Origin of the sequence: Cupriavidus sp. a3 (genome assembly GCF_051015765.1) — a bacterium.
GTDB classification, from domain to species: Bacteria; Pseudomonadota; Gammaproteobacteria; order Burkholderiales; family Burkholderiaceae; genus Cupriavidus; species Cupriavidus oxalaticus_A.
In genome coordinates, this window is the sequence record NZ_CP170645.1 from 337,612 (window position 1) to 357,679 (window position 20,068).

Annotated in this window: 18 protein-coding genes; 7 read left to right on the forward strand and 11 right to left on the reverse strand. The window is 63.0% G+C overall.

The genetic code is table 11. From position 1 onward, the window contains the following. The first annotated feature begins 8 nt into the window (after positions 1-8). The 3 genes from ACAD63_RS34420 (at position 9) to ACAD63_RS34430 (ending at position 4,034) form a co-directional block, all read left to right on the forward strand. Positions 9-1,247 (forward strand): thiolase family protein, encoded by a 1,239-nt coding sequence (locus ACAD63_RS34420; RefSeq protein ID WP_434034745.1) that lies wholly within the window; start codon positions 9-11, stop codon positions 1,245-1,247. After that, a complete protein-coding gene (locus tag ACAD63_RS34425) occupies positions 1,168-2,865 on the forward strand; it encodes an AMP-binding protein (protein ID WP_434034746.1) in 1,698 nt (565 codons plus the stop codon). Before ACAD63_RS34420 ends, ACAD63_RS34425 begins: the two co-directional genes overlap by 80 nt. A 62-nt stretch (positions 2,866-2,927) precedes the next feature. Further along, positions 2,928-4,034: a saccharopine dehydrogenase family protein gene (locus ACAD63_RS34430; RefSeq protein WP_434034747.1), complete on the forward strand. Its 1,107-nt coding sequence runs from the start codon at positions 2,928-2,930 to the stop codon at positions 4,032-4,034. Between the two features lie 278 nt (positions 4,035-4,312). On the opposite strand, the gene ACAD63_RS34435 is transcribed toward ACAD63_RS34430, so the two are convergent. The 10 genes from ACAD63_RS34435 to ACAD63_RS34480 form a co-directional block, all read right to left on the reverse strand. Next, positions 4,313-4,990, reverse strand: coding sequence for a hypothetical protein (locus tag ACAD63_RS34435; protein ID WP_434034748.1), 678 nt, complete (start codon positions 4,988-4,990; stop codon positions 4,313-4,315). Further along, positions 4,974-6,083, reverse strand: a complete 1,110-nt coding sequence (locus tag ACAD63_RS34440; RefSeq protein ID WP_434034749.1) for an AraC family transcriptional regulator ligand-binding domain-containing protein — start codon at positions 6,081-6,083, stop codon at positions 4,974-4,976. The genes ACAD63_RS34435 and ACAD63_RS34440 overlap by 17 nt, the downstream gene beginning before the upstream one ends. 46 nt (positions 6,084-6,129) lie before the next feature. Further along, complete coding sequence (locus ACAD63_RS34445) at positions 6,130-6,447, reverse strand: Rieske (2Fe-2S) protein (RefSeq protein ID WP_434034750.1); 318 nt, start codon at positions 6,445-6,447, stop codon at positions 6,130-6,132. A gap of 22 nt (positions 6,448-6,469) precedes the next feature. Then, the gene (locus ACAD63_RS34450; protein WP_434034751.1) at positions 6,470-6,877 is read right to left on the reverse strand and encodes a carboxymuconolactone decarboxylase family protein; all 408 of its coding nucleotides are present in this window, start codon (positions 6,875-6,877) and stop codon (positions 6,470-6,472) included. Next, a complete protein-coding gene (locus ACAD63_RS34455; protein WP_434034752.1) occupies positions 6,874-8,547 on the reverse strand; it encodes a fatty acid--CoA ligase in 1,674 nt (557 codons plus the stop codon). The genes ACAD63_RS34450 and ACAD63_RS34455 overlap by 4 nt, the downstream gene beginning before the upstream one ends. 8 nt (positions 8,548-8,555) lie before the next feature. Next, positions 8,556-9,404 carry a TauD/TfdA dioxygenase family protein gene (locus tag ACAD63_RS34460; RefSeq protein ID WP_434034753.1) on the reverse strand — a complete coding sequence of 283 codons (849 nt, stop codon included), beginning with the start codon at positions 9,402-9,404 and terminating at the stop codon, positions 8,556-8,558. Positions 9,405-9,429: 25 nt separating this feature from the next. Further along, positions 9,430-10,410 (reverse strand): quinone oxidoreductase family protein, encoded by a 981-nt coding sequence (locus ACAD63_RS34465; RefSeq protein WP_434034754.1) that lies wholly within the window; start codon positions 10,408-10,410, stop codon positions 9,430-9,432. Positions 10,411-10,449: 39 nt separating this feature from the next. Then, on the reverse strand, positions 10,450-12,462 hold the full coding sequence (locus ACAD63_RS34470) for an acetoacetate--CoA ligase (RefSeq protein ID WP_434034755.1): 2,013 nt from the start codon (positions 12,460-12,462) through the stop codon (positions 10,450-10,452). A gap of 68 nt (positions 12,463-12,530) precedes the next feature. Continuing rightward, a complete protein-coding gene (locus ACAD63_RS34475) occupies positions 12,531-13,868 on the reverse strand; it encodes an MFS transporter (RefSeq protein WP_434034756.1) in 1,338 nt (445 codons plus the stop codon). 92 nt (positions 13,869-13,960) lie between these two features. Next, the gene (locus tag ACAD63_RS34480) at positions 13,961-15,019 is read right to left on the reverse strand and encodes a 3-keto-5-aminohexanoate cleavage protein (protein ID WP_434034757.1); all 1,059 of its coding nucleotides are present in this window, start codon (positions 15,017-15,019) and stop codon (positions 13,961-13,963) included. Positions 15,020-15,248: 229 nt separating this feature from the next. Here ACAD63_RS34480 and ACAD63_RS34485 point away from each other — a divergent pair, with 229 nt between their 5' ends. Beyond that, positions 15,249-16,241 carry an AraC family transcriptional regulator gene (locus ACAD63_RS34485; RefSeq protein WP_434035082.1) on the forward strand — a complete coding sequence of 331 codons (993 nt, stop codon included), beginning with the start codon at positions 15,249-15,251 and terminating at the stop codon, positions 16,239-16,241. Between the two features lie 36 nt (positions 16,242-16,277). Here ACAD63_RS34485 and ACAD63_RS34490 read toward each other — a convergent pair whose 3' ends face one another. After that, positions 16,278-17,312, reverse strand: coding sequence for an AraC family transcriptional regulator (locus ACAD63_RS34490; protein WP_434034758.1), 1,035 nt, complete (start codon positions 17,310-17,312; stop codon positions 16,278-16,280). Positions 17,313-17,473: 161 nt separating this feature from the next. Here ACAD63_RS34490 and ACAD63_RS34495 point away from each other — a divergent pair, with 161 nt between their 5' ends. The 3 genes from ACAD63_RS34495 to ACAD63_RS34505 all read left to right on the forward strand — a co-directional run bounded on the left by ACAD63_RS34495 (position 17,474) and on the right by ACAD63_RS34505 (position 19,988). After that, positions 17,474-18,445: a quinone oxidoreductase family protein gene (locus tag ACAD63_RS34495; RefSeq protein ID WP_434034759.1), complete on the forward strand. Its 972-nt coding sequence runs from the start codon at positions 17,474-17,476 to the stop codon at positions 18,443-18,445. Between the two features lie 58 nt (positions 18,446-18,503). Further along, positions 18,504-19,352 (forward strand): TauD/TfdA dioxygenase family protein, encoded by an 849-nt coding sequence (locus ACAD63_RS34500; RefSeq protein ID WP_434034760.1) that lies wholly within the window; start codon positions 18,504-18,506, stop codon positions 19,350-19,352. 87 nt (positions 19,353-19,439) lie between these two features. Then, positions 19,440-19,988 carry an RBBP9/YdeN family alpha/beta hydrolase gene (locus ACAD63_RS34505; protein WP_434034761.1) on the forward strand — a complete coding sequence of 183 codons (549 nt, stop codon included), beginning with the start codon at positions 19,440-19,442 and terminating at the stop codon, positions 19,986-19,988. Positions 19,989-20,068 lie beyond the last annotated feature (80 nt).

Consider the following 20,068-nt stretch of genomic DNA (forward strand, 5'->3'; position numbering starts at 1 on the left):
CCATAGAAATGAAGATGAATGCATATGTGGCCGGGGTCGGCATGACGACCTTCGGCAAGCACGCCGACAAGACGCTCAAGGCGCTTGCCGCTGGCGCTATCCGTGCGGCGCTGGAGGATGCCGGTATTGCGGCATCCGATCTGGAGGCGGCCTGGATGGGCAACGCTGCGGCTGGCGTGATCACCGGCCAGGAGATGATCCGTGGAGAGGTGGTGCTACGCGGGATGGGAATCGGCGGGATTCCGGTGGTCAATGTGGAAAATGCCTGCGCGTCGTCGTCGACTGCCCTGCAGCAAGCCGCTGCTATGGTCACCGCCGGCTATCACGACATCGTGTTGGTGTGCGGCTATGAAAAGCTGTTCCACGAAGACAAGTCGCGCAGTCTGGGAGCGTTCTTGAGTGCGGTTGACGTGGAAGACCCCGAGGGCGCGCTCAATGTCGTCAAGCGAATCGCGGCGGCTGCGGGTGAGCCTTATACCGATGCTGGTCCGTCGTCGGCCCGCTCGGTGTTCATGGACATCTATTCGATGATGGCGCGTGGGCACATGAAGGCATATGGCAGCACTGCGGAGGATTTCGCAAGAGTGGTTGAGAAGAACGCCTTTCACGGCAGCCTCAATCCTCGTGCGCAATTCCGCGAGCGGCTGACGGTTGAGGAGGTATTGAAGGCACGAGCCATTGTCGATCCGCTGACGTTGCCGATGTGCTCGCCAATCGGTGACGGTGCCGCCGCCGTGGTACTGGTCAGCGCCCGTAAGGCCCGCCAACTTGGGCTGAGCAACCCCGTGAAGATCGCGGCGAGCGTGCTGGCAACGGGCTGGGATGGCAGCATCGACGAACACGACAGCGTGGGGGGCTTGGCAGCGCGGCAGGCGTACGAGGCCGCTGGTGTGGGGCCGGAGGATCTGTCATGCGTGGAACTGCACGACGCGTCAGCGCCGTCGGAACTGATTGCGTATGAGTACCTCGGCTTGTGCGCCACCGGGGGCGGCGCCTCGCTGCTGGCGGGAGGTCATACCCGCCTGGGCGGGCGGATTCCAGTCAACGTGTCGGGAGGGCTCCTGCGCAAGGGGCACCCTATCGGGGCGACCGGCTGTGCCCAGATTGTCGAACTGACCGAACAACTGCGTGGGCGCTCCGGTGCCCGACAGGTGGAAGGCGCTCGCCTTGCGCTGGCCCACAACGGCGGCGGCGCGATCGGCACCGACGCGGCGGCCACCGTCGTCACCATTCTTGAACGTGAGTAGAGCCATGGGCCTCGAAGAAAATATCTTCGGCCATATTGTGGCCAACCGGGCGCAGACCGACCCGGATCTCGCCATCGTCACCTTCGAGAGTGACGGGGGGCGCGATGACGTGCGGACTTACCGGCAACTGTGGGAAAACGGCCAGCGCGTCGCGCAATGCCTGATCGAGCGTGGCATGCAGCCCGGCGAGCACTTTGCGCTGCTGATGGCGAACCACGCTGAGTTCGTGGACTGCATGGTGGGCTCGTCTGTGGCTGGAACGGTATTCGTGCCGATCGATCCGCGTACGCGTGGGGACAAGCTCGCCTTCATGCTCAACAGCGCACGCTGCAAGGGCGTGATCGCTGCCGACTATGCGCTGGCGCAGGTCGCCGAAATCCGCGACCAGGTGCCCGGCCTGCAATGGGCGATCGGTCTGAAGACCGATGAAGGCGCGCAACCGATTTCGTCCTTTTCCGGCGTGACCGACTACGCTGGTGCGCTGCCCGCAGACGTGCCCTCGTTCGTCTCACGCACAACGGACCCGGATTGCGCGATGGAGATCATCTTCACGTCAGGCACCACAGGCGACCCTAAAGGCATTGTCATGACGCATCGGCGCTTCTGCGAAACGTCGGCGATCGTGCCGCGCGTGGTCGGATACCAACCGGGTGACCGCCTCTATTCCGGCTTGTCGCTGACGCATGCAAATGCGCAGGGGATCACGCTTGGGGCCGCGCTGAGTGCGCATATCCCGTGCGTACTATCGCGCCGCTTCACCAAGCGCCGACTTTGGGACATCACACGCCGCTATGGTTGTACGAGCTTCACCCTGCTGGGCGGCATGACAACGGCTGTCTATACCGAGCCGCCGCGCGAGAACGATGCGGATAACCCGGTGCGCTTTGTTGTCTCGGCGGGCATGCCCGCAGCTATCTGGGAGTCTTTCGAGCAGCGCTTCGGCCTGCGCGTGCTGGAATTCTACGGTGCAGCGGAAGGCGGTCTGACCTTCAAGCCGATTGGCGAGGGTCCGGTCGGCAGCATCGGCCGCGCCGCGCCTAATCTGCAATACCGCATCGTCGATGAAGATGGCAGGGACGTGCCCAAGGGCGAACCGGGCGAGCTCCTGTTCCGGCCGAAAGATGGTTCCGCCTTCCACGTGGCCTACTTCGAGAATCCCATAGCCTCGGCCGCCAAGGGCAAGGATGGCTGGCTGTGGATGGGGGACATCGTGCACGAGGATGAGGCTGGCTGGCTGTTCTTCCACTACCGCAAGGGCGGCGGGCTTCGCCACAACGGCGATTTCGTCAACCCCGGCTTTGTGGAGAAGGCGATCGCCGATAGCGGTCTGGTCGACGACGTCTACGTCTGGGGCGTGCCGGCCGCTAGCGGTGCGCCAGGCGAGAAAGACGTCGTGGCCACCGTGATCCCGAAACCCGCAACGGCTTTCGATCCGCAGTCCATCTTCCGTGCCTGCCGCAACGTGCTGGAGGCCAACTTCGTGCCGAGTTACGTGCAGGTCATCGATGCCATTCCCAAGACTGCATCCGAGAAACCGCAAGACCGCTTCCTGCTGGAGCAGTTCAATGCCAGCCGCAGTTCCATCTTTACCGAACAGTTGCCAAGCACTACCGGCTGAGCACGCCTCTTTTTAGCAACGTCCCGACAGGGACGCCAAGAACATCCAACAGGAGACACCACATGAACACCAAACATCCTATCGTCGTCTATGGCGTGACAGGCTATACCGGCAAGCTGATCGCCGAGTTCCTGACCAAGCGCGGCCTGCCGTTTGTAGCCGCTGGCCGAAGCCGCGACAAGATCGCCGCCGAGTTGGCCACGGTACCCGGCGATCACCAGGTCCAGATTGAGGCCGTGAGCCATGACGAGACGGGTCTGAAGAACCTGCTGGCCGGGGCCAAGCTGGTGATCAACGTCGTCGGCCCCTTTGGTCAACTTGGCGAGCCGGTTGTCAAGGCGGCGCTGGAAACCGGCTGCCATTACATTGACACCACGGGCGAGCAGGACTGGACGGTGTTGTTGCGAGACAAGTACCACGAAGCCTTCGCGAAGAAGGGCCTGCTGCTGTCGCCGGGCTGCTCATTCATGTGGACCGCGGGTATGATCGCAGCGGAAATCGCGTTGGAAGACCCGACGGTGGACTCGCTCGACATCCTCTATGCACCCCAAAGTGCCCCGACCGTGGCGTCGACGCTGTCCTTCCTGCGCATGCTGTGCCTGCCGAACCCGCTCAAGCAGTACGGCAGCATGACCGCGTGGCCGGCCAATACCGTGGTCGATGTGGCGGTCCCGGGCTCGCACGTCATTCATGCTGGTTTGCCGTGGGGTGGCGGCTTCGAACCCATCTGGCTGGAGCGCGAGCAGGGCGTGCTGAACTGCTCGGTGCTGGTGGCTTTCCCGAAGGGCCCTCTGGTGGACTTCGTCGTCGCCCGGATGAAGGAGTATTCGGAACTGGCCAAGACCAAGTCCCCGCAGGAGCTGGAAGATGTCACCAACGCCTGGGGCATGTCGATTGCCACCACGCCCGTCCGTGAGGTACCGAAGATCAACCAGACCATGATTTCAGTCTGGGCGCGCGGTACCACAGGAGGCAAACAAATCCTGCTCCATGTGACTTCGCCTTACCTCACCACCGGCGCGCTGTCGGCCATTGCAGCAGAGCGCATCCTTAAGGGCAAACTGCTGGGCGTCGGCTTCCAGCCCGCCACACGCGCCTTCGGCCATCGCCAGCTCATGGCCGGGCTTGCGGAGGAAGGCCTGCACTGCTGGAGCGAACAGGTTCGCTGATGTCACGAGCCGGCCGGGCACTTTTCCGGCTGGCCGCAACAATCCCGCTCGGGAGAGTTCACCATGACCCGACGAGCACGGAGTCATTTCGCCGTCGCTGCGGTCTTCAACTTCCCGATCGCCGCCGGCCTGGGCAGGCCGTTGCTGGCACTGCTTGTCGCGCGTAGATGCCACCAGAGGCACCAACGCCATGTTGGCCGACCTGCCCGCCGTGCTGATCGAGGGCCGTGGCTAACGGTCATCCCAAAGGAGCCTACGGCCTGAACAACCATGAATCGCTATTGGCGCTTCATGGTCCACGCCGAGAACGGGTTCGCCATATTCCTGTGTTGTGCCCACGTCGTCTTGCACACGCGACACTCATACCCCTGTGCTTCGGAGAGTATGCCCATGCCAATGCAGCGAAAATACTTGCCAGAGATCGGATGCAGCGCGCTATGACCGGTGGCGCAGTGCGAATCGCGCTGTAGGCCTTCGCAGTGCCGGCAAAGAGCCGCAGGCGGCAAAGCTTCGCCACTCCTGCGCTCTTCGCTGACGGAGCAAAGATGTAAAGAGCGCTTCCCGGCCGGTGTTCGGCCTAATGCCTCAACGCCTGAATCGCCTGCTCGGGATACGCTCGCCGTGGGACGCTGCATGCGACGCACTGCGGTCCAGTAGAGGACTCGTATGGCGTCGGATCCGGTGTGGATTGCAGCAAGTCTGCAGCGTTCTCCCTGATGGCGAAGAGTGAGTCCGATTTCCGCCGCCGATGCAAAGCATATGACTTTCTCGCGCGCATCGGCTCGTTCGATCTGCTCGTCGATCAGCACCGCAGCGTGCGCTAAATAGTCCGCATTACTGCCCCAGGCCCGCTTGGCCGCTTGGCCATGCACTCGCCGGGTCATTGCGCGGACCTCCTTTTGAAGCATGGCCAAGCCGGAAAGCAGGCCGCCACTGGCTTTAGGTTGATCCTGCATATCGGCTGGCAGACATTGCGGCGCTACGCAGAGAAAGAACTTCTGTACGGCCCATGGCGAAATCGGTTACCCCCTGAGTGGTCATTGCTTGTCGCGCACGCCATTCGGAAACGCAGCAACCGAACTGCTTGTTGAACCATCGCGAGAATGTACTCAGGGACGAAAAGCCCACGAGAGCCGCCACTTCGGAAAGCCGCCTTTCACAATTGTCGATGTAGCGGGTGGCAAGCTCGATGCGCACAGCATTGACAATCATCGAATAACTTTCGCCGCCACGCTTGAGCTTGCGGTGTACCGTGCGGCGGTCGATTCCCAACTGTTGTGCCACGCGATCGATCGAACAATCGCCCTGTGGAAGCAGGGTGGATACGAGCCGCCTTACATTGTCAGCCATGCTGTTGTTGGTTTTTGCCAGCATCGTATCGAGGTACTGCCTGACTTGTTGCGCCATCGCGGGATCATGGGACTTCACGGGAATCTGCAGGTCGGAGATACGATACACAATCCCGTCGAACTCCTGGCCGAAAGACACTGGCATGCCAAAGAATCGCGTATGGGTGGCAGTGTTGGCCGGGGCTGCATGCGTGAAGCAGACCTGGAATGGCGTCAGTGAAGCACTGTCCCTTCTGCCGAGGAAGCAATGCAGCGTGCGGTATAGGACGCCAACGACGAGTTCGACGGATTGACGCAACATGCCAGGAATCCCGCATATCAGTGCCGTCCGGATCATGAGCAGGTCGCCGGACTCCTCAATCCGGATGGCGAGGGCTTCGTTATGCAATCGCAGATAACGGACCAACGAATCGACGGCATTGCGAAAAGTGGGCTCTTCCAGCAATGCGAAAGCCAGTGGACCCAAGTCGGACAACTGGCGAGACTCTGCCATCCGCAGCCCAAAGTCGATATGGCCGGAGATTCGAGCGGATGCTTCAAGCAAGCCGCTCACGGCTTCAACGGGGATCCTGACCTCCGTGTTGAGCAAAACGTGGCGGTCGAGGCCAACATCGCTGAGCTGCTGATAGGGATTCAGCCCAACGCACCGCGCAACCTCGACGTAGTTGGCGAGGCTTGCGCTGCGCAAGAGATAAGGCATGTTAGTCTCCGGCGAGATCGATGACGGATTCTGCGATTGCCCACCTTCACGGTGTGTCCGCGAAGTCCAACTGCAACATCACCTTTCCATCAATCTCATCCACCTGGAAGCTGTGCGGGCACAGTCTTCCAGGTTCAGTGGGCTTCGCCAGGTCGAAGCGCAAGCCGTGCGCGGGACATTGCAGCACGCTGCCCTCAAGGCGACCGCTCGCCAGTGAGGCACCGTTGTGCGGGCATGAATTGTCGATGGCCCGATAGGTGCCGTCGATATTGAACAAGACAATGCTCCGGCCGTTGATAAAAATCAGCTTTCGTTGACCCGCAGAAAGCTCATTGGCGAATGCGATCTGTACTTGATTTTTCATGCTCTCAGTGTGCAACGGGCTTTCATGCCGCAGCGCGGTTGCCCTCGGCGGGTTCGTGCTGCCCGGCAGCCAGCTCGGTGAGCAAGATCGGCGCACCAAGGCTCATCGTATGAATGCCTAGCAAGCTGACGACCTGCAGGACTGCAGCGATCTCTTCCTTGGTGGCGCCTAGTTCAAGGGCCTTTCGGATATGGCGGCGCGTGCCTGGCGCGTACAGATGCGTACAAGAGGCGTCGACGGCAATGGCGATGAACTCGAGCACCTTCGGCTCCAGTACGCCTGCCATGACCGGATGCATGCCCGCTGCGATGAATTTTTCGGTCCAGACCGGATCGAGCTCAGCGGCTGCATCCCAATCGGGATTCCAGTATCCGCTGGCTCGCAAGTGATCGCAGAAGGGCGTGACAGCCGCGTCGGTCTCGGGTGTCATGCACGGACTCCAGCGTGTTCGCCATTGCTGGCATGCTCGCGCAGCAGCTTCTTGTTGATCTTGCCGACGCTCGTCTTCGGGATCTCGGCAACGAAGGCGATGCGGTCCGGGCCGGGCACGGCGTACTTGCTGATGCGCTTCGCATCGACGTGCTGCATTAGCCCGTTACGGATAACCTCCACGCCCACGTCCGCGTCCGGCTTGCACACCACGAACGCCATCGGCCGTTCGCCCCACTTTTCGTCACGCACGCCGACCACTGCGCACTCCTGCACGCCGGCCAGGCCAGCAATCAGGCTCTCGACCTCGATCGACGACACCCACTCGCCACCCGTCTTGATTACATCCTTGACGCGATCGACGATCTGGACGAACCCGTCCGGACCCATGACGGCGATGTCCTGCGTATGCAGGTAGCCGCCGGCCCAGAGTTCCTCCGATGCTTCCGCCTTGCCGACGTAGGCCTTCGTCAGGAATGGTGAGCGAAGGACCACTTCGCCCTGTTGCTTCCCGTCGCGCGCAACATCGTTCAGGTTCTCATTGACGATGCGGAAGTCGACGAAGGGCACCGGTCGGCCCGTCGCGCAGCGCATCCGCACTTCTTCCTGGCGATCCTGCGGCTGGTATCCCGGCGGCAGTTGCGCGAGCGAGACGATCGGTCCCGTCTCCGACATGCCATAGGCGGTGAAGACGTCCATGCCACGGTCAAGCGCCGCCTCGCACAGGACAGGCGACATGGCGGAGCCTCCGATGATCAGCTTCCAGCCGGACAGGTCCTTGCCTTGAGCGTCGGCAGCGTGAAGCAGCATCTGGAGAATGGTCGGCACGCAGTGCGAGAAGGTCACGCGCTCCGCCTCGCGCAGGCTTACCAGCCGTTCGGGGATGTAGCGGCCGGGCAGCACGGTCTTGAGGCCCAGCATGATCGCGATGTACGGCATCCCCCAGGCTAGCACGTGGAACATGGGCGTGATCGGCATGTACACATCCTCGCGATGCAGGCGCTGGCCCTCGCGCGGCGAGCACAGGCTCATGGCGGTCGACATGGCGTGCATGACGATGTCGCGGTGACTGTAGGCCACGCCCTTGGGGTCACCGGTGGTGCCGGTGGTGTAGAACGTCGCGGCCCGGGTGCGCTCGTCAAAGTCGGGGAAGTCGAAGTCGACAGACGCGTCATCCATCAGCGCTTCGTACTCGCCGGCCACAGGGACGGAATTCGCCGGAACTGCTTCACCGTCGGCGATGACGATTACGCGGCGCAGGGACTTGAGTTCGGCCTTGATCTCTTCCAGCATGGGGACAAAATCCGCATGCACGAGGACGACCTCCGCCTTCGAGTCGTTCAGCGTATAGAGGATCTGCTGCGCCGACAGCCGCACATTCACCGTGAACAGCGTGGCGCCCATCATCGGGATGGCGAAATAGCTTTCGAGGTAGCGGTGGCTGTCCCAGTCCATGACCGCGACGGTGGTGCCATGGCGGACGTCCAGCCCGCTCAGCACGGATGCAAGCTGGCCGATGCGCGCGCGGAACTGGCGGAAGCTGTAGCGCCGCTCGCCCCGGTACGTGATTTCCTGGTCGCCATGGATGCTCATCGCATTCAGCAGCAACTGCTTGACCAGCAGCGGGAAGGCGTAGGCCGACGGTGTCGGCGTGATCAGGTTGTCTTGCATGTCGGTACTCAGAAAGGTTTGCTGCCGATAATCCCGGCACGCTCCATCTTGCGATGGCTCGGCGGATAGTCCATCACGGCATAGTGCTGCGTCGCGCTGTTGTCCCAGATCGCGATACTGTTCGGCTTCCAGCGCCAGCGCACCTGGTACTCCGGGACGTATGCTTGGCTGACCAGGTAGCGCAGCAGGTCTGCTGCCCCCGGATTGGCATCGAAGCCGTAGCGCACCCGGGCGGGGGTGTGGAAGTTGGTGAAGTGAGTCGTGAACACATTGACGTAGAGGACTTTTTCACCGGTTTCTGGGTGCGTGCGAACGACGGGGTGTTCCGCATCCGGGTACTGCGCCTTGAGCGCCAGCCGCTTTTCGATCGGCATGATTGCGCCGAACACGGCCTCGATGCTGTGCCGGGCACGCAGGTCAGCGATCTCGGTCTTAACGTGGTCCGGGAGCTTTTCGTAGGCCAGTACCATGTTTGCCCACGTGGTGTCTCCCCCAACCGGCGGACACTCGACACAGCGCAGTACTGCGCCGAACGGCGGCGCTTCACGCCAGGTGGCGTCCGAGTGCCACGCGTTTTCATACCGGTCGTTCGGCTGTTCCGGCGTACGGTAGATTCGCACGAGGCCGGGATGCTCAGGATCGCTGCCTGCTACCGGGTGGTCCTCCAGTTCGCCGAAGCGGCGGGCGAATGCGACATGTTCTGCCCGGCTGATTTCCTGATCGCGCAGGAAAAGTACACGGTGCTTCAGCAGCGCCGATCGGATTTCGGCAAACAATCCGTCGTCATGAATGGCGTCGGCCAGTTTCACGCCGGTCAGTTCGGCGCCCAGGGCGCAAGTGAGTTGCTCGATACGCATGATGATGTCCTTAAAGCAGTGAACCTCAGATCACGAAGACCGAGGAGCCTGTCGTCTTGCGCGACTCCAAGTCGCGATGAGCCTGCGTGGCGTCCTGCAGGGCGTAACGCTGGTTGGCCTCGATCCGGATGCGGCCCGATGCCACGTGGCCGAACAGCTCGCCGGCCAGTTCGGCCTTCTCAGCCGGATCGGCGATGTAGTCGGCCAGCGCCGGCCGCGTCAGGTACGGCGAGCCCTTGAGGCCGAGGACGTGTGGATTGAACGGCGCGATTGGACCGGACGAGGTGCCGACGCAGACGATAAGCCCCCGGCGCTTGACCGAGTCGAGCGAGGCATCGAAGGTGTCCTTGCCGACGCTGTCGAGCACCACATTGACGCCGACGCCGTCGGTCAGTTCACGCACGCGCTTCGCGATGTCCTCGGTGCTGTAATTGATGGTGTGGTCGCAACCATGCGCCCGCGCTACCTCGGCCTTGGCTTCGCTCGAGACCGTGCCGATCACGGTCAGGCCGAGGAGCTTTGCCCATTGCGACACGATCAGGCCAACCCCGCCCGCGGCGGCGTGCAGCAGGATGGTGTCGCCGCGCTTGTAGTCGTAAATGCGGCGCATCAGATAGGCGGAGGTGAGGCCGCGCATCGTCATAGCCGCAGCAGTCTCGCAGGTAATGCCGTCGGGCAGCTTGATCAGCGGCGCGGCCGGAATCAGGCGTTCGGTGCAGTAGGCCCCCAGCGTGTTGTACGCGCCGGTGTAGGTCACGCGGTCGCCGACCGACACATTGGTCACGTCCGGCCCCACGGCCATCACCACGCCTGCGCCCTCGGTGCCGATGCCCGACGGCAGCGGCGCCGGATACAAGCCGGTGCGGAAATAAATGTCGGCAAAATTGAGCCCCACCGCCTCGTGGCGCAGGAGCACTTGGCCGGGGCCGGGTTCGCCGACTTCGACCTCTTCATAACGGAGGACCTCGGGACCACCGGTTTCATAAAAGCGGACAGCCTTCGCCATCTTCGTTCTCCAAATTCATTCAATGATTGACTGGCGGCTTCACCGGACGGCGGCCGCGCGGTCGCGAGCAAAGCCGGCGTACCAGGCCAGGCTCTCGGGATTCGCCATGGTGTCGGGATTCGCCACTTTCTCAAGAGGCTGGCCCAGCAACAGTTTCTTGATTGGCAGTTCCATCTTCTTGCCGGACAGCGTGCGAGGGATGGCGGACACCTGGAACACGTCGTTGGGCACGTGCCGGGCGGACAGCGCCACCCTGATGCGGTCGCGGATGGTGCCCGTCAGTTCCGGCGTCAATTCGACGTCCGGCCGCAGCACGACGAACAGCGGCATGTAGGACTCGCGGCCCAGGTATTCGAGGTCGACGACCATGCTGTCGAGAACTTCCGGCAACTCCTCCACCGCGCGGTACAGCTCGCTGGTGCCCATGCGGATGCCGTACCGGTTGATGGTGGCGTCCGAGCGACCGTAGATGACGGCGCCGCCGCGCGGCATGATGCGCACCCAGTCGCCGTGGCGCCAGATGCCGGGATAGGTGTCGAAGTAGCTGTCGCGATATCGCAGGTTGTCGGGGTCGTTCCAGAAGTACAGCGGCATCGATGGCATGGGCGCGGTACAGACCAGTTCTCCAACTTCGTCGATGAGTGGCTTACCGGCTTCGTCGAAGGCCTCGACGCGCGCGCCCAGGCAGCGGCACTGCATCTCCCCGAGGTAGACGGGCAGCGTCGGCACGCCGGCAACGAAGCAGCCCGCGAAATCGGTGCCGCCGGACAGAGCGTTGATCCAGACCGGACTGACGTGGTCGAGGATCCAGCGGTGGGCCTCGGGCGACAGCGGCGATCCGGTCGATCCGATGCCGCGCAGGTGCGACAGGTCGGCCACGGCGCGCGGCTCGACGCCAGCCTTCAGGCATGACTGGAAGTACGCGGCACCGGCGCCGAAGAAGTCGATCTTTGCCTCGCCGATGAAGCGCCAGAGCATCTCCATGTTCGGGTAGCCCGGGTTGCCGTCGAACAGGCACACCGTCGCCCCGGCGAGCAGGCCGCCGACCTGAAGATTCCACATGATCCAGCCGGTGCTTGCCTGCCAACAGAAGCGGTCGCCCGGATTCAGGTCGAGATGGAGCGTGGTGAGCTTGACGTGCTCCAGCACGATGCCGCCCTGGGAGTGGACGATGGGCTTGGGCAGGCCGGTCGTGCCGGAGGAGTAGACGATCCAAAGCGGATGGTCGAAGGGCACCAGTTCCGGGTCGAGCGGGACGTTCATCGCCGTCGCTTCTGGCCAGGGGATGCCGCCGCGGAAGTCGTAGCACGACGATTGCTCCGCGAGACCGGGCACCAGGATGACATGCTCCACACTCGGCAATTGTTCCACCAGCGCCTGCAGCAGCGGCCGGCGGTCGAACGCCTTGCCGCCATAGCGATAGCCGTCCACCGCGATCAGTACCTTGGGCTCGATCTGGCGGAAGCGGTCCAGCACCGCCAGCTCGCCCATGTCCGGGGCACAGGCAGACCACACAGCGCCGATGCTCGCCACCGCCAGGAACGCGACGATGGTCTGCTGCGTGTTCGGCAGGAATGCCGCCACGCGGTCGCCCGGGTCCACGCCCATGCCGCGCAGCGTTGCCGCCACCGAGGCCACCTGCTGCTGGAGCTCGGCCCAGCTCATCTCGCCCGTCTCGCCAGACTCGTTGCGATGGACGATGGCGGGGCGCTCCGTCGTGGCGTGGCGGAACACCTGCTCGACGTAGTTCATCCGCACGCCGGGAAACCAGTTCGCGCCCGGCATGCTGGCGTCCGCGAGTGCCACGCGGGGCGCGATCGGCGTCGGGATGTCGGCCCATTGCCACAGCGCCAGCCAGAAGGCGTCGATCTCTTCCACCGACCACTGCCACAGCGCGTTGTAATCGGCGAAGGCAAGCCCGCGCTCTTGCTCGAGCCAGCGCATGAAGGCGGTGATGCGCGCGCGGCGGACGATGTCGGGCGATGGCGCCCAAGCGGGGGCCGCGGCTTCAGGCAGGCGGGGGGCGGAAGTCGGGATGCTGGAATAGCTCATTACTGGGTACTGATAGTGGCTGCGTCGTGTCACGGCACAGCCGAGAGAAGTGGGGACCAGACGCAGCGTCAAGCGGATACGGCTGCCGGCAATGCAGTGGGCGACGCGGCATCCATGCGGATGTCGGCGACACTGGCGAGATCTTGTTCATAGGTGCGCATGGCGCGCAGGAAGCACAGTGCGGCAATCACGCCGAAGGCAGGCATTACCGCGAGCGCCGTCTGCAGGCCCCACGCATCGGACACCAGGCCGCCCACGAAGGGACCGACAGCCAGGCCGAAGAAGTTCTGGAACAGGCTCAGCACCGCCGCGCCGGTGGAGCGCACGCCAGGATGGACGACGTTGAACACCACGCTCGAGGCGGGCGCGACCGTGCACATCATCATCAGGCCGCCCAGCGCAATCAGCAGGAACTGGCTGTTGCGGTCCATCGGCAGGCTGAACGCGGCGATGAAGATCAGCAGCGTCGTCGTGGTCAGCGAGGCCATCAGCACGAGCTTGTTGCGTGGACGGCGCGCTGCGACGGCGTCTGCCGCCACGCCCCAGAAAAACGAACCCACCGCGCCACAAAGTACGATCACCGCGGCCAGCATGGCGGCCTTGTCCGGAGTGGCCTCGTGATAGCGATTGAAGTAGCTGGGCAGCCACGCCCAGATCGTCGAGACAACGACGAGCTGGCACGCCGCACCGACACACGTCCACCAGACGGTAGGCGAACCGGTCAGTGCCACGGCGGTTTGCCTGATGAACCCCATCGCCGATGGCCGGCGCTCGACGCGCGGCGCCATTTCGACAGTCTTGTAGTCTGGTACCAGCAGGTACAAGACGGCCAGCACAAGACCCGGCACGCCGACCACGCCGAACGCGGCTTCCCAGCCCCAGCGGGCTGAGACGACGCCGCCGAGCACGACGCCCAGCACGGAACCGATCGATGCCGCCGCGAGAAAGGCGCCAAGCAGCGTTGCGCGCAGCCGCTTCGGAAAGAGGCTCGCGATCAGCGCGCCGCCGACCGAGCCGTAGCCGGTCTCGCCCACACCGACGACGGCACGGGCCAGGAAGAGCTGGCTGTAGTTGCGCGTGAACATGCAGGCAATCGTGGCGAGGCTCCACACCGTCGCCATCACGAAGATGCTCTTGACGCGTCCGAAGCGGTCGGCAAGCAGCGCCACGGGCAGGCCGCCGATGGCGACGACAATCGAGATGATGGATACCAGGCCGCCGAGCTGCATGTCCGACAGGCCCCACGCCGCCTTCAGGTGCGGGAACAGCGACACGATGACTTGCCGGTCGATGTAGTCGAACAACATCAGCGCGAACGTCATCGCGAAGGCAAACCACGCCTTGGGCTTGCTGACAAGATAGCCATCGCGGCCGTCAATGGCCGGGGTGGCGGAGTGGAAGTTCATGGTGGTCTCCGGGGGGGGCGGGCACTTTTCCTTTGAAAGCGCCCTGTGTGGTGCTATGCCCGGCCGCCCTGCGGCAGGCCGGACAGGTGGCGTCAGGCCGCCGCGCGCAGCGGAACGCCGCGAACGCCCGGGACGCGGTTAGGGGTCATGCCGTTGGCGGCCAGCGTCTCTTCGACGCTGTCGTACCAGGTGCCGACGCGGTAGATCTCGCGGGCTTCCTTGCCGCTGGCGATCTCGCGGCCGAGTTCGTTCGCGACGCGCACGCACTGCTGGATCTGCTGCACTGAGGTCATGCGATTGCCGCGCTGGTCGGTCAGGGTGTCTTCCGTGCCGACGCGCGGATGGAAGCCCATGGCCATCGACATCATGTTGATCGGCAGTACGCTGCGCAGTAGCGACTCGGAGGTGATGCAGATGCCGTCGGCAGCGCGCTGCACGAGGTACATGAAATTCGACGGATTGGGACCATCAACGCCGCCGGCAATGCCGATCCAGGTCAGGTTCACCGGGCCCTTGTAGATGCCGCGGCGAATCATGCGCTCGAGCGTCTCGTAGGAGTGGATGCCGGCGAGTTGAAAGTGCGGCTGGATGCCGGCGTTTTGCAGTCGACGCAGGTGTTCCTCTACCCAGCCCGGACCGGCCGGAACCGTCATTTCGCGGTATGCGTGCTGCAGGGCCGGTTCGGCCAGCGTGGTACCCGCCACGGCGTCCGGCGTCATCAGCTCCATGATGTTCATCTGCGTGGTGTTGATCGCGATCGTCACCTGGTCCGGCTTGGGATCCAGTTCGGCCAGCATGTGGCGGGTGTCGTCGGACAGCCACTTGGCGGCCTGGCCTTCATCTTCTGGCGCAAATGAGATGGAGCCGCCGACCTGGATGATCATCTCCGGCACCGCCTTGCGCACGCCGGCAATCAGTTCGTTGAACTTCGACAGGCGCTTGGAGCCCTTGCCGTCGAGTTCGCGCACGTGCAGGTGCAGCACGCGGGCGCCGGCCTCATAGCAGTCGACCGCTTTCTGGATCTGCTCCTCCATCGTCACCGGGATATCCTCCGGGAAGTCAGAGGGCATCCATTCGGGCGCGTACGGCGCGACGGTGATAACCACCTTCTGCTGGTTTTCGGGGTGGAGCGAGTCGTCGAGGAATTGCATGGTTGTCTCCAGTGTGAGGGATCACCGCCGGTGTGGCCCGCATCTTCAGGCCCTGCTTGCTTTCCGGTTCGGTGCTGGACTCCACTGTAGGTCTTTCATACGGTAGACTTTTCGCATCCGGCGCCAAATTTTTTCGTTTTCGCGCCAACCGCGTAAACCCCAGTGGAGAGTGACGATTAGTCGCTTCCCCGGCAAATCAAGGCAGGAGCGAAGCATCGTGGCGGAACCCATGGTCCGTGCAAGGGCGTTGAGTGGCTATCTTCAGGTGGCGAGGCGATTGGGGTTCTCCCCGCAGGAGCTGTTGCGGCAAGTCGGGCTGGATGCCGCAGTCCTGGCGAACCCGGAGCACCGGATTCCCATCACGGCCGTTTGCCGGTTGCTGGAGGTGGCGGCCCTGAAAGCAGATTGTTCAACGTTCGGACTGCAGATGGCTGACACGCGCCAGCCATTCGATTTCGGTATCGTCGAGCTGCTGTTGTCGCACAAACGCACGTTGCGCGAGGTCCTGCTGGCCGCCGTCCAGTACCGCCACCTGATGAACGAGGCATTGGCCATCCATGTCGAATCCGGAGGCGACAGCGTGGTGATCCGCGAGGAGATCGTGGCGGAGCCGGGTACTCCCACGCGCCAGGCAACAGAACTTGCGGTCGGGCTGCTGTCGCGCAGTTGTATTGGCCTGCTGGGGGAGCACTGGAAGCCCTGGAGCGTAAATTTCGTTCACTCTGCCCCGTCGGACCAGCGCTTTCATCGACAGTTCTTTGGCTGCCCGGTTGTCTTCGACAGCGATTTCAACGGCATTGTCTGTGCTGCGGCGGACCTGGACCGCCCGAATCCCAATGCCGACCCGGAGTTAGTGAAATACGCGGAAAGTCTGGCAAGACCACTCAATGTGTCGGGGCCGGAATCCATTGTGCTGGACGTGCGCAAGACCATCCATCTTCTGCTGCCGATCGAACAGGCGACCGTCGAGGAGGTTGCACTGCATCTGCATCTGAGCGTGCGAACCATGCAGCGTCAGCTTGAGACGGCGGGTACGAATTTCTCTGATCTGGTCGATGGGGTACGCCAGGAGCTCGCAGTACGCTATCTGACCAATCGGCGTTACACGATCGGACGGGTCGCGGTGCTGCTCGGATATTCCCGGCAATCGTCGTTCACCCAGTGGTTCACCGCACGCTTTGGTACGACGCCTCGCGCATGGCGGAGCGCGCAGGTGGGATGATTCCTGCGTTTTCTCGATCCTTCTCTGTGGCTTGCGTCACTTCCTCTCTTTCGCACGCCACGCTCTCGGGGCCATCCCGAAACGTCGTGAAAACCATTGGGTAAAGGACGCCTGCTGGGTGTAGCCGAGCATCGTGGCTACCCGACCGATCGGGTAACGTTCGTTGCTCATATAGCGCACCGCCAAATCCTGCCGTACCTCGTCGACCAGGCTCGAAAACGTGGTCCCTGCTTCTTCCAGGTGGCGCTGCAGGGAGCGCACACTGACGTGCAGGTGTCGCGCCACGTGTTCGATCGAGGCCTGCTCGACAGGGAGCAGCAAATAGATGGCGTTGCGTACTGCGGCAGCGATCGTGAGCCGACCGGCCGCGCCCGCAGATTCAGCAAGTCCCTCCGCGTAGCGAACCAATTCGGGATCCGCCATGGGGTTCGGCTGATCCAGGTCGCTGGCGAGGCAGATGAATCCATTGAAGTCACTCTCAAAGACCAGTGGGCAACCAAGTACCCTTCCGTGGACCCTGAGGTCGGCCGGTGCCGCATGCGTGAAATGCACGCTGACCGGCCGCCAGTTCTGGCCGAGTACGGCGGCACAAGTGCGAGCCAGGACACCAACGGCAAGCTCCATCGTTTGCCGTGGCCAGACACCAAGGTCACAAAGATTCTCCTCGCGAATGATCACCTGGGGCCCCGCCGTCTCGAGGTAGAGCCCGAGGGCATCGTTGAGCAGGTGGCGATAGTGAACCATCGCAAGCAGGACTTCACGGAGCGTGCGCTTGTGCGCGAGAAGCAGCCCGATCACGCCGAAGTCGAATGCCGTGCGGGCTTCCGCCATCTGGATGCCGACGGAAGGCGTTGAGGATTCCAGCGCGGTCGCCTCAAGCAGGCGGCACAGCGACGCGAACGGAATGCGTTGTTCGCGGTTCGTCAGGGTTGCCGGATCCAGCCCGAACCGGCGCATGAATTCGTGGGGATTCAGCCCAAGACGCAGTGCCACCTGCGGATAGCTCGACAGGGCTGCCGCCCGGGCATTGGGTTCAGTTCCCGACACTTGATATCGCTGACGGATCGCCATGGCAGGTCTCGGTGTTTACGCGTAGTGGCGTGGTTACTAAAAACATTGGCATGGAAACTAAAGTTGATTTTCCACGCTGCCATATAGTAGCCAACAAATTCGCAGCGTGCCCGATCAACGGGGCCTCGCATCGATGCGCCACTCTTTACTGGAGATCTCACATGCCTCAGGCAATCCGTTTATATGAAACCGGCGGCCCGGAAGTACTGAAACTCGAACGCGTGGACGTCGGTGAACCCGGGCCTGGGCAAGCACGCATTCGACATAGCTATATCGCCGTCAATTTCATTGACGTCTATCACCGGACCGGCTACTACCCGCTGGCATTGCCGAGTGGCCTCGGATCCGATGCCGTTGGTGTCGTCGAGGCTGTCGGCGCCGATGTGAGCGATATCAAGGTCGGAGACCGGGTCGGCTACCTGATGGGCCCGCAAGGAGCCTATTCAGACGTCCGCGTGATGCCCGCGAACGTGCTCATTCCCCTGCCCGAGGGCGTATCGGACCGCACCGCGTCCACGCTGATCATGAAGGGGATGACCGCGCAGTACCTGTTCCGACAGGTCTACCCGCTCAAGGGAGGCGAGACGATTCTCTATCACGCCGCGGCCGGCGGCGTGGGTCTCATCGCCTGCCAATGGGCACGCGCCCTGGGCGTGACGATGATCGGTACCGTCAGCAGCGACAAAAAGGCTGAAATTGCCAAGGCGAATGGTTGCACGCACACCATCGTCACGTCGCGCGAGAACATCGCCGAGCGCGTGCGCGAACTCACAGATGGAAAGGGGGTGCCCGTGGTGTTCGATTCCGTCGGCAAGGATACGCTGCAGTCCTCGCTGGACAGCCTTCAGGTGCGCGGCACGCTGGTGAGCAACGGAACCAGTTCCGGTCCCGTGACATTTGATGCGCTGAGGCTTGCGCTGAAGGGATCAATTTGGGTGACGCGTCCGGCGATGGCGCATTACGCAACGCCGCGCGCGCACATGCTGTCGATGGCCGAAGAGCTGTTCGACCTGGTGCTGGCCGGAAAGATCACGAGCGAACCAAAGCAGACCTATGCGCTGAGCGATGCCGCGGACGCGCATCGCGCTCTGGAATCGCGCCAGACGACCGGCGCCACCGTTCTGGTGCCCTGAACCCTCGCACTGAGCGGGACCCCTATACCGACCAAAGTTCATCTCCTGCTATTGCATCATGCGAATCGAGCAACTGACTTATGCCTTGGGCGCTGAAATTACGGGCGTCAAGCTGGCCGATGCCATACACGACGACGGGCTGTTTGCGGAACTGCGCAAGACCTTGCTCACCCACCGGGTTCTGTTCCTGCGCGGGCAGGATCTCACCCCGGCACAGCATGTCGCGTTCGCGCGTCGCTTCGGCGAACTCGAGGATCACCCCGTTGCGGGCTCGGATCCCGAGAATGCCGGCCTGGTCCGCATCTACAAGACACCGGACCAACGGCCTGACCGCTATGAGAACGCGTGGCATTCGGACGCCACTTGGCGTGGAGCGCCGCCGTTCGGCGCAGTACTGCGCTGTGTGGAATGCCCGCCGATCGGCGGCGACACCATGTGGGCGAATATGGTTCTCGCCTACGAAAAGCTGCCTGAGCAGGTCAAGGCTGAGATCGCGGGCCTGCGTGCCCGCCATAGTATCGAGGCGACGTTCGGCTCCGCGATGCCCATCGAAAAGCGGCTGGCACTCAAGACACAGTATCCCGACGCCGAGCACCCGGTCGTGCGAACGCACCCCGAGACCGGCGAAAAGGTCCTGTACGTCAACGTCTTCACCACCCACTTCACCAACTTCCACACCGCGGCGCACGTCCGCTACGGGCAGGATGCCAACCCCGGCGCCGGCGAGCTGCTGCGCTACCTGATCAGCCAGGCATACGTCCCGGAGTATCAGGTCCGCTGGCGCTGGCAGCCCAATAGCGTGGCGATCTGGGACAACAGCGCCACGCAGCACTACGCGGTCATGGATTATCCCCCGTGCTACCGCAAGATGGAGCGTGCCGGGATTGTTGGCAGCAAGCCGTTCTGACGAAGTGCCGTCCTGCCAGAAAACGCATCACCACAAGTACTTGTGGGTCCCTCAGGCATACGCCATTAGCACATAAAGCTTGCTGAAATGCATCCAACCATCCTTATCGTACCCGGTCTGCGTGACCATGTGGCAGAGCACTGGCAAACGCTGCTCGAAGCGAAGTTGACGAACGCTGCTTCCGTCCCCCCACTCGAGCAAGACAAGCTGAGCTGCGCCGCGCGCGTCGCGGCAATTGATGAAGTGTATGGACGGATTAAAGGTCCCGTGATCCTCGTCGCGCATAGTGCCGGGGTGATGATTGCCGTGCATTGGGCAAGACAGTACCGCCGGCGAATCCATGGGGCCTTGCTTGCTACGCCACCGGATTTCGAGACGCCCTTGCCAGCGGGGCATACGACCCAGGACGAGCTGGCCTGCAATGGGTGGCTGCCGATTCCCCGGCAGGCGCTACCTTTTCCGAGCATCGTTGCGGCCAGCCGGAATGATCCGCTGGCACGCTTCGATCGCGTTACCGAAATGGCTGCGGATTGGGGAAGTCGCCTCGTGGACTTGGGTGAGGTTGGCCACCTGAACCCATCCGCCGGCTTTGGCGAATGGCCCGCAGCGGAAGAACTGGTCCGCGAACTCTGCTGAGCGAAGGAAAGACGCGCCCCGCGGCCATTCGCAAATCGGCTTTTACGGACCTCATTTTCAGGGTGCAGTACGCGCGCGGT

Coding starts and splice junctions, on each gene's coding strand:
- ACAD63_RS34470 (WP_434034755.1), bottom strand. CDS start 12,462: ATGAGCTATTCCAGCATCCCGACTTCCGCCCCCCGCCTGCCTGAAGCC.
- ACAD63_RS34445 (WP_434034750.1), bottom strand. CDS start 6,447: ATGAAAAATCAAGTACAGATCGCATTCGCCAATGAGCTTTCTGCGGGT.
- ACAD63_RS34435 (WP_434034748.1), bottom strand. CDS start 4,990: ATGCAGGATCAACCTAAAGCCAGTGGCGGCCTGCTTTCCGGCTTGGCC.
- ACAD63_RS34430 (WP_434034747.1), top strand. CDS start 2,928: ATGAACACCAAACATCCTATCGTCGTCTATGGCGTGACAGGCTATACC.
- ACAD63_RS34495 (WP_434034759.1), top strand. CDS start 17,474: ATGCCTCAGGCAATCCGTTTATATGAAACCGGCGGCCCGGAAGTACTG.
- ACAD63_RS34450 (WP_434034751.1), bottom strand. CDS start 6,877: ATGACACCCGAGACCGACGCGGCTGTCACGCCCTTCTGCGATCACTTG.
- ACAD63_RS34505 (WP_434034761.1), top strand. CDS start 19,440: ATGCATCCAACCATCCTTATCGTACCCGGTCTGCGTGACCATGTGGCA.
- ACAD63_RS34490 (WP_434034758.1), bottom strand. CDS start 17,312: ATGGCGATCCGTCAGCGATATCAAGTGTCGGGAACTGAACCCAATGCC.
- ACAD63_RS34420 (WP_434034745.1), top strand. CDS start 9: ATGAAGATGAATGCATATGTGGCCGGGGTCGGCATGACGACCTTCGGC.
- ACAD63_RS34440 (WP_434034749.1), bottom strand. CDS start 6,083: ATGCCTTATCTCTTGCGCAGCGCAAGCCTCGCCAACTACGTCGAGGTT.
- ACAD63_RS34475 (WP_434034756.1), bottom strand. CDS start 13,868: ATGAACTTCCACTCCGCCACCCCGGCCATTGACGGCCGCGATGGCTAT.
- ACAD63_RS34455 (WP_434034752.1), bottom strand. CDS start 8,547: ATGCAAGACAACCTGATCACGCCGACACCGTCGGCCTACGCCTTCCCG.
- ACAD63_RS34460 (WP_434034753.1), bottom strand. CDS start 9,404: ATGCGTATCGAGCAACTCACTTGCGCCCTGGGCGCCGAACTGACCGGC.
- ACAD63_RS34485 (WP_434035082.1), top strand. CDS start 15,249: ATGGTCCGTGCAAGGGCGTTGAGTGGCTATCTTCAGGTGGCGAGGCGA.
- ACAD63_RS34500 (WP_434034760.1), top strand. CDS start 18,504: ATGCGAATCGAGCAACTGACTTATGCCTTGGGCGCTGAAATTACGGGC.
- ACAD63_RS34480 (WP_434034757.1), bottom strand. CDS start 15,019: ATGCAATTCCTCGACGACTCGCTCCACCCCGAAAACCAGCAGAAGGTG.
- ACAD63_RS34465 (WP_434034754.1), bottom strand. CDS start 10,410: ATGGCGAAGGCTGTCCGCTTTTATGAAACCGGTGGTCCCGAGGTCCTC.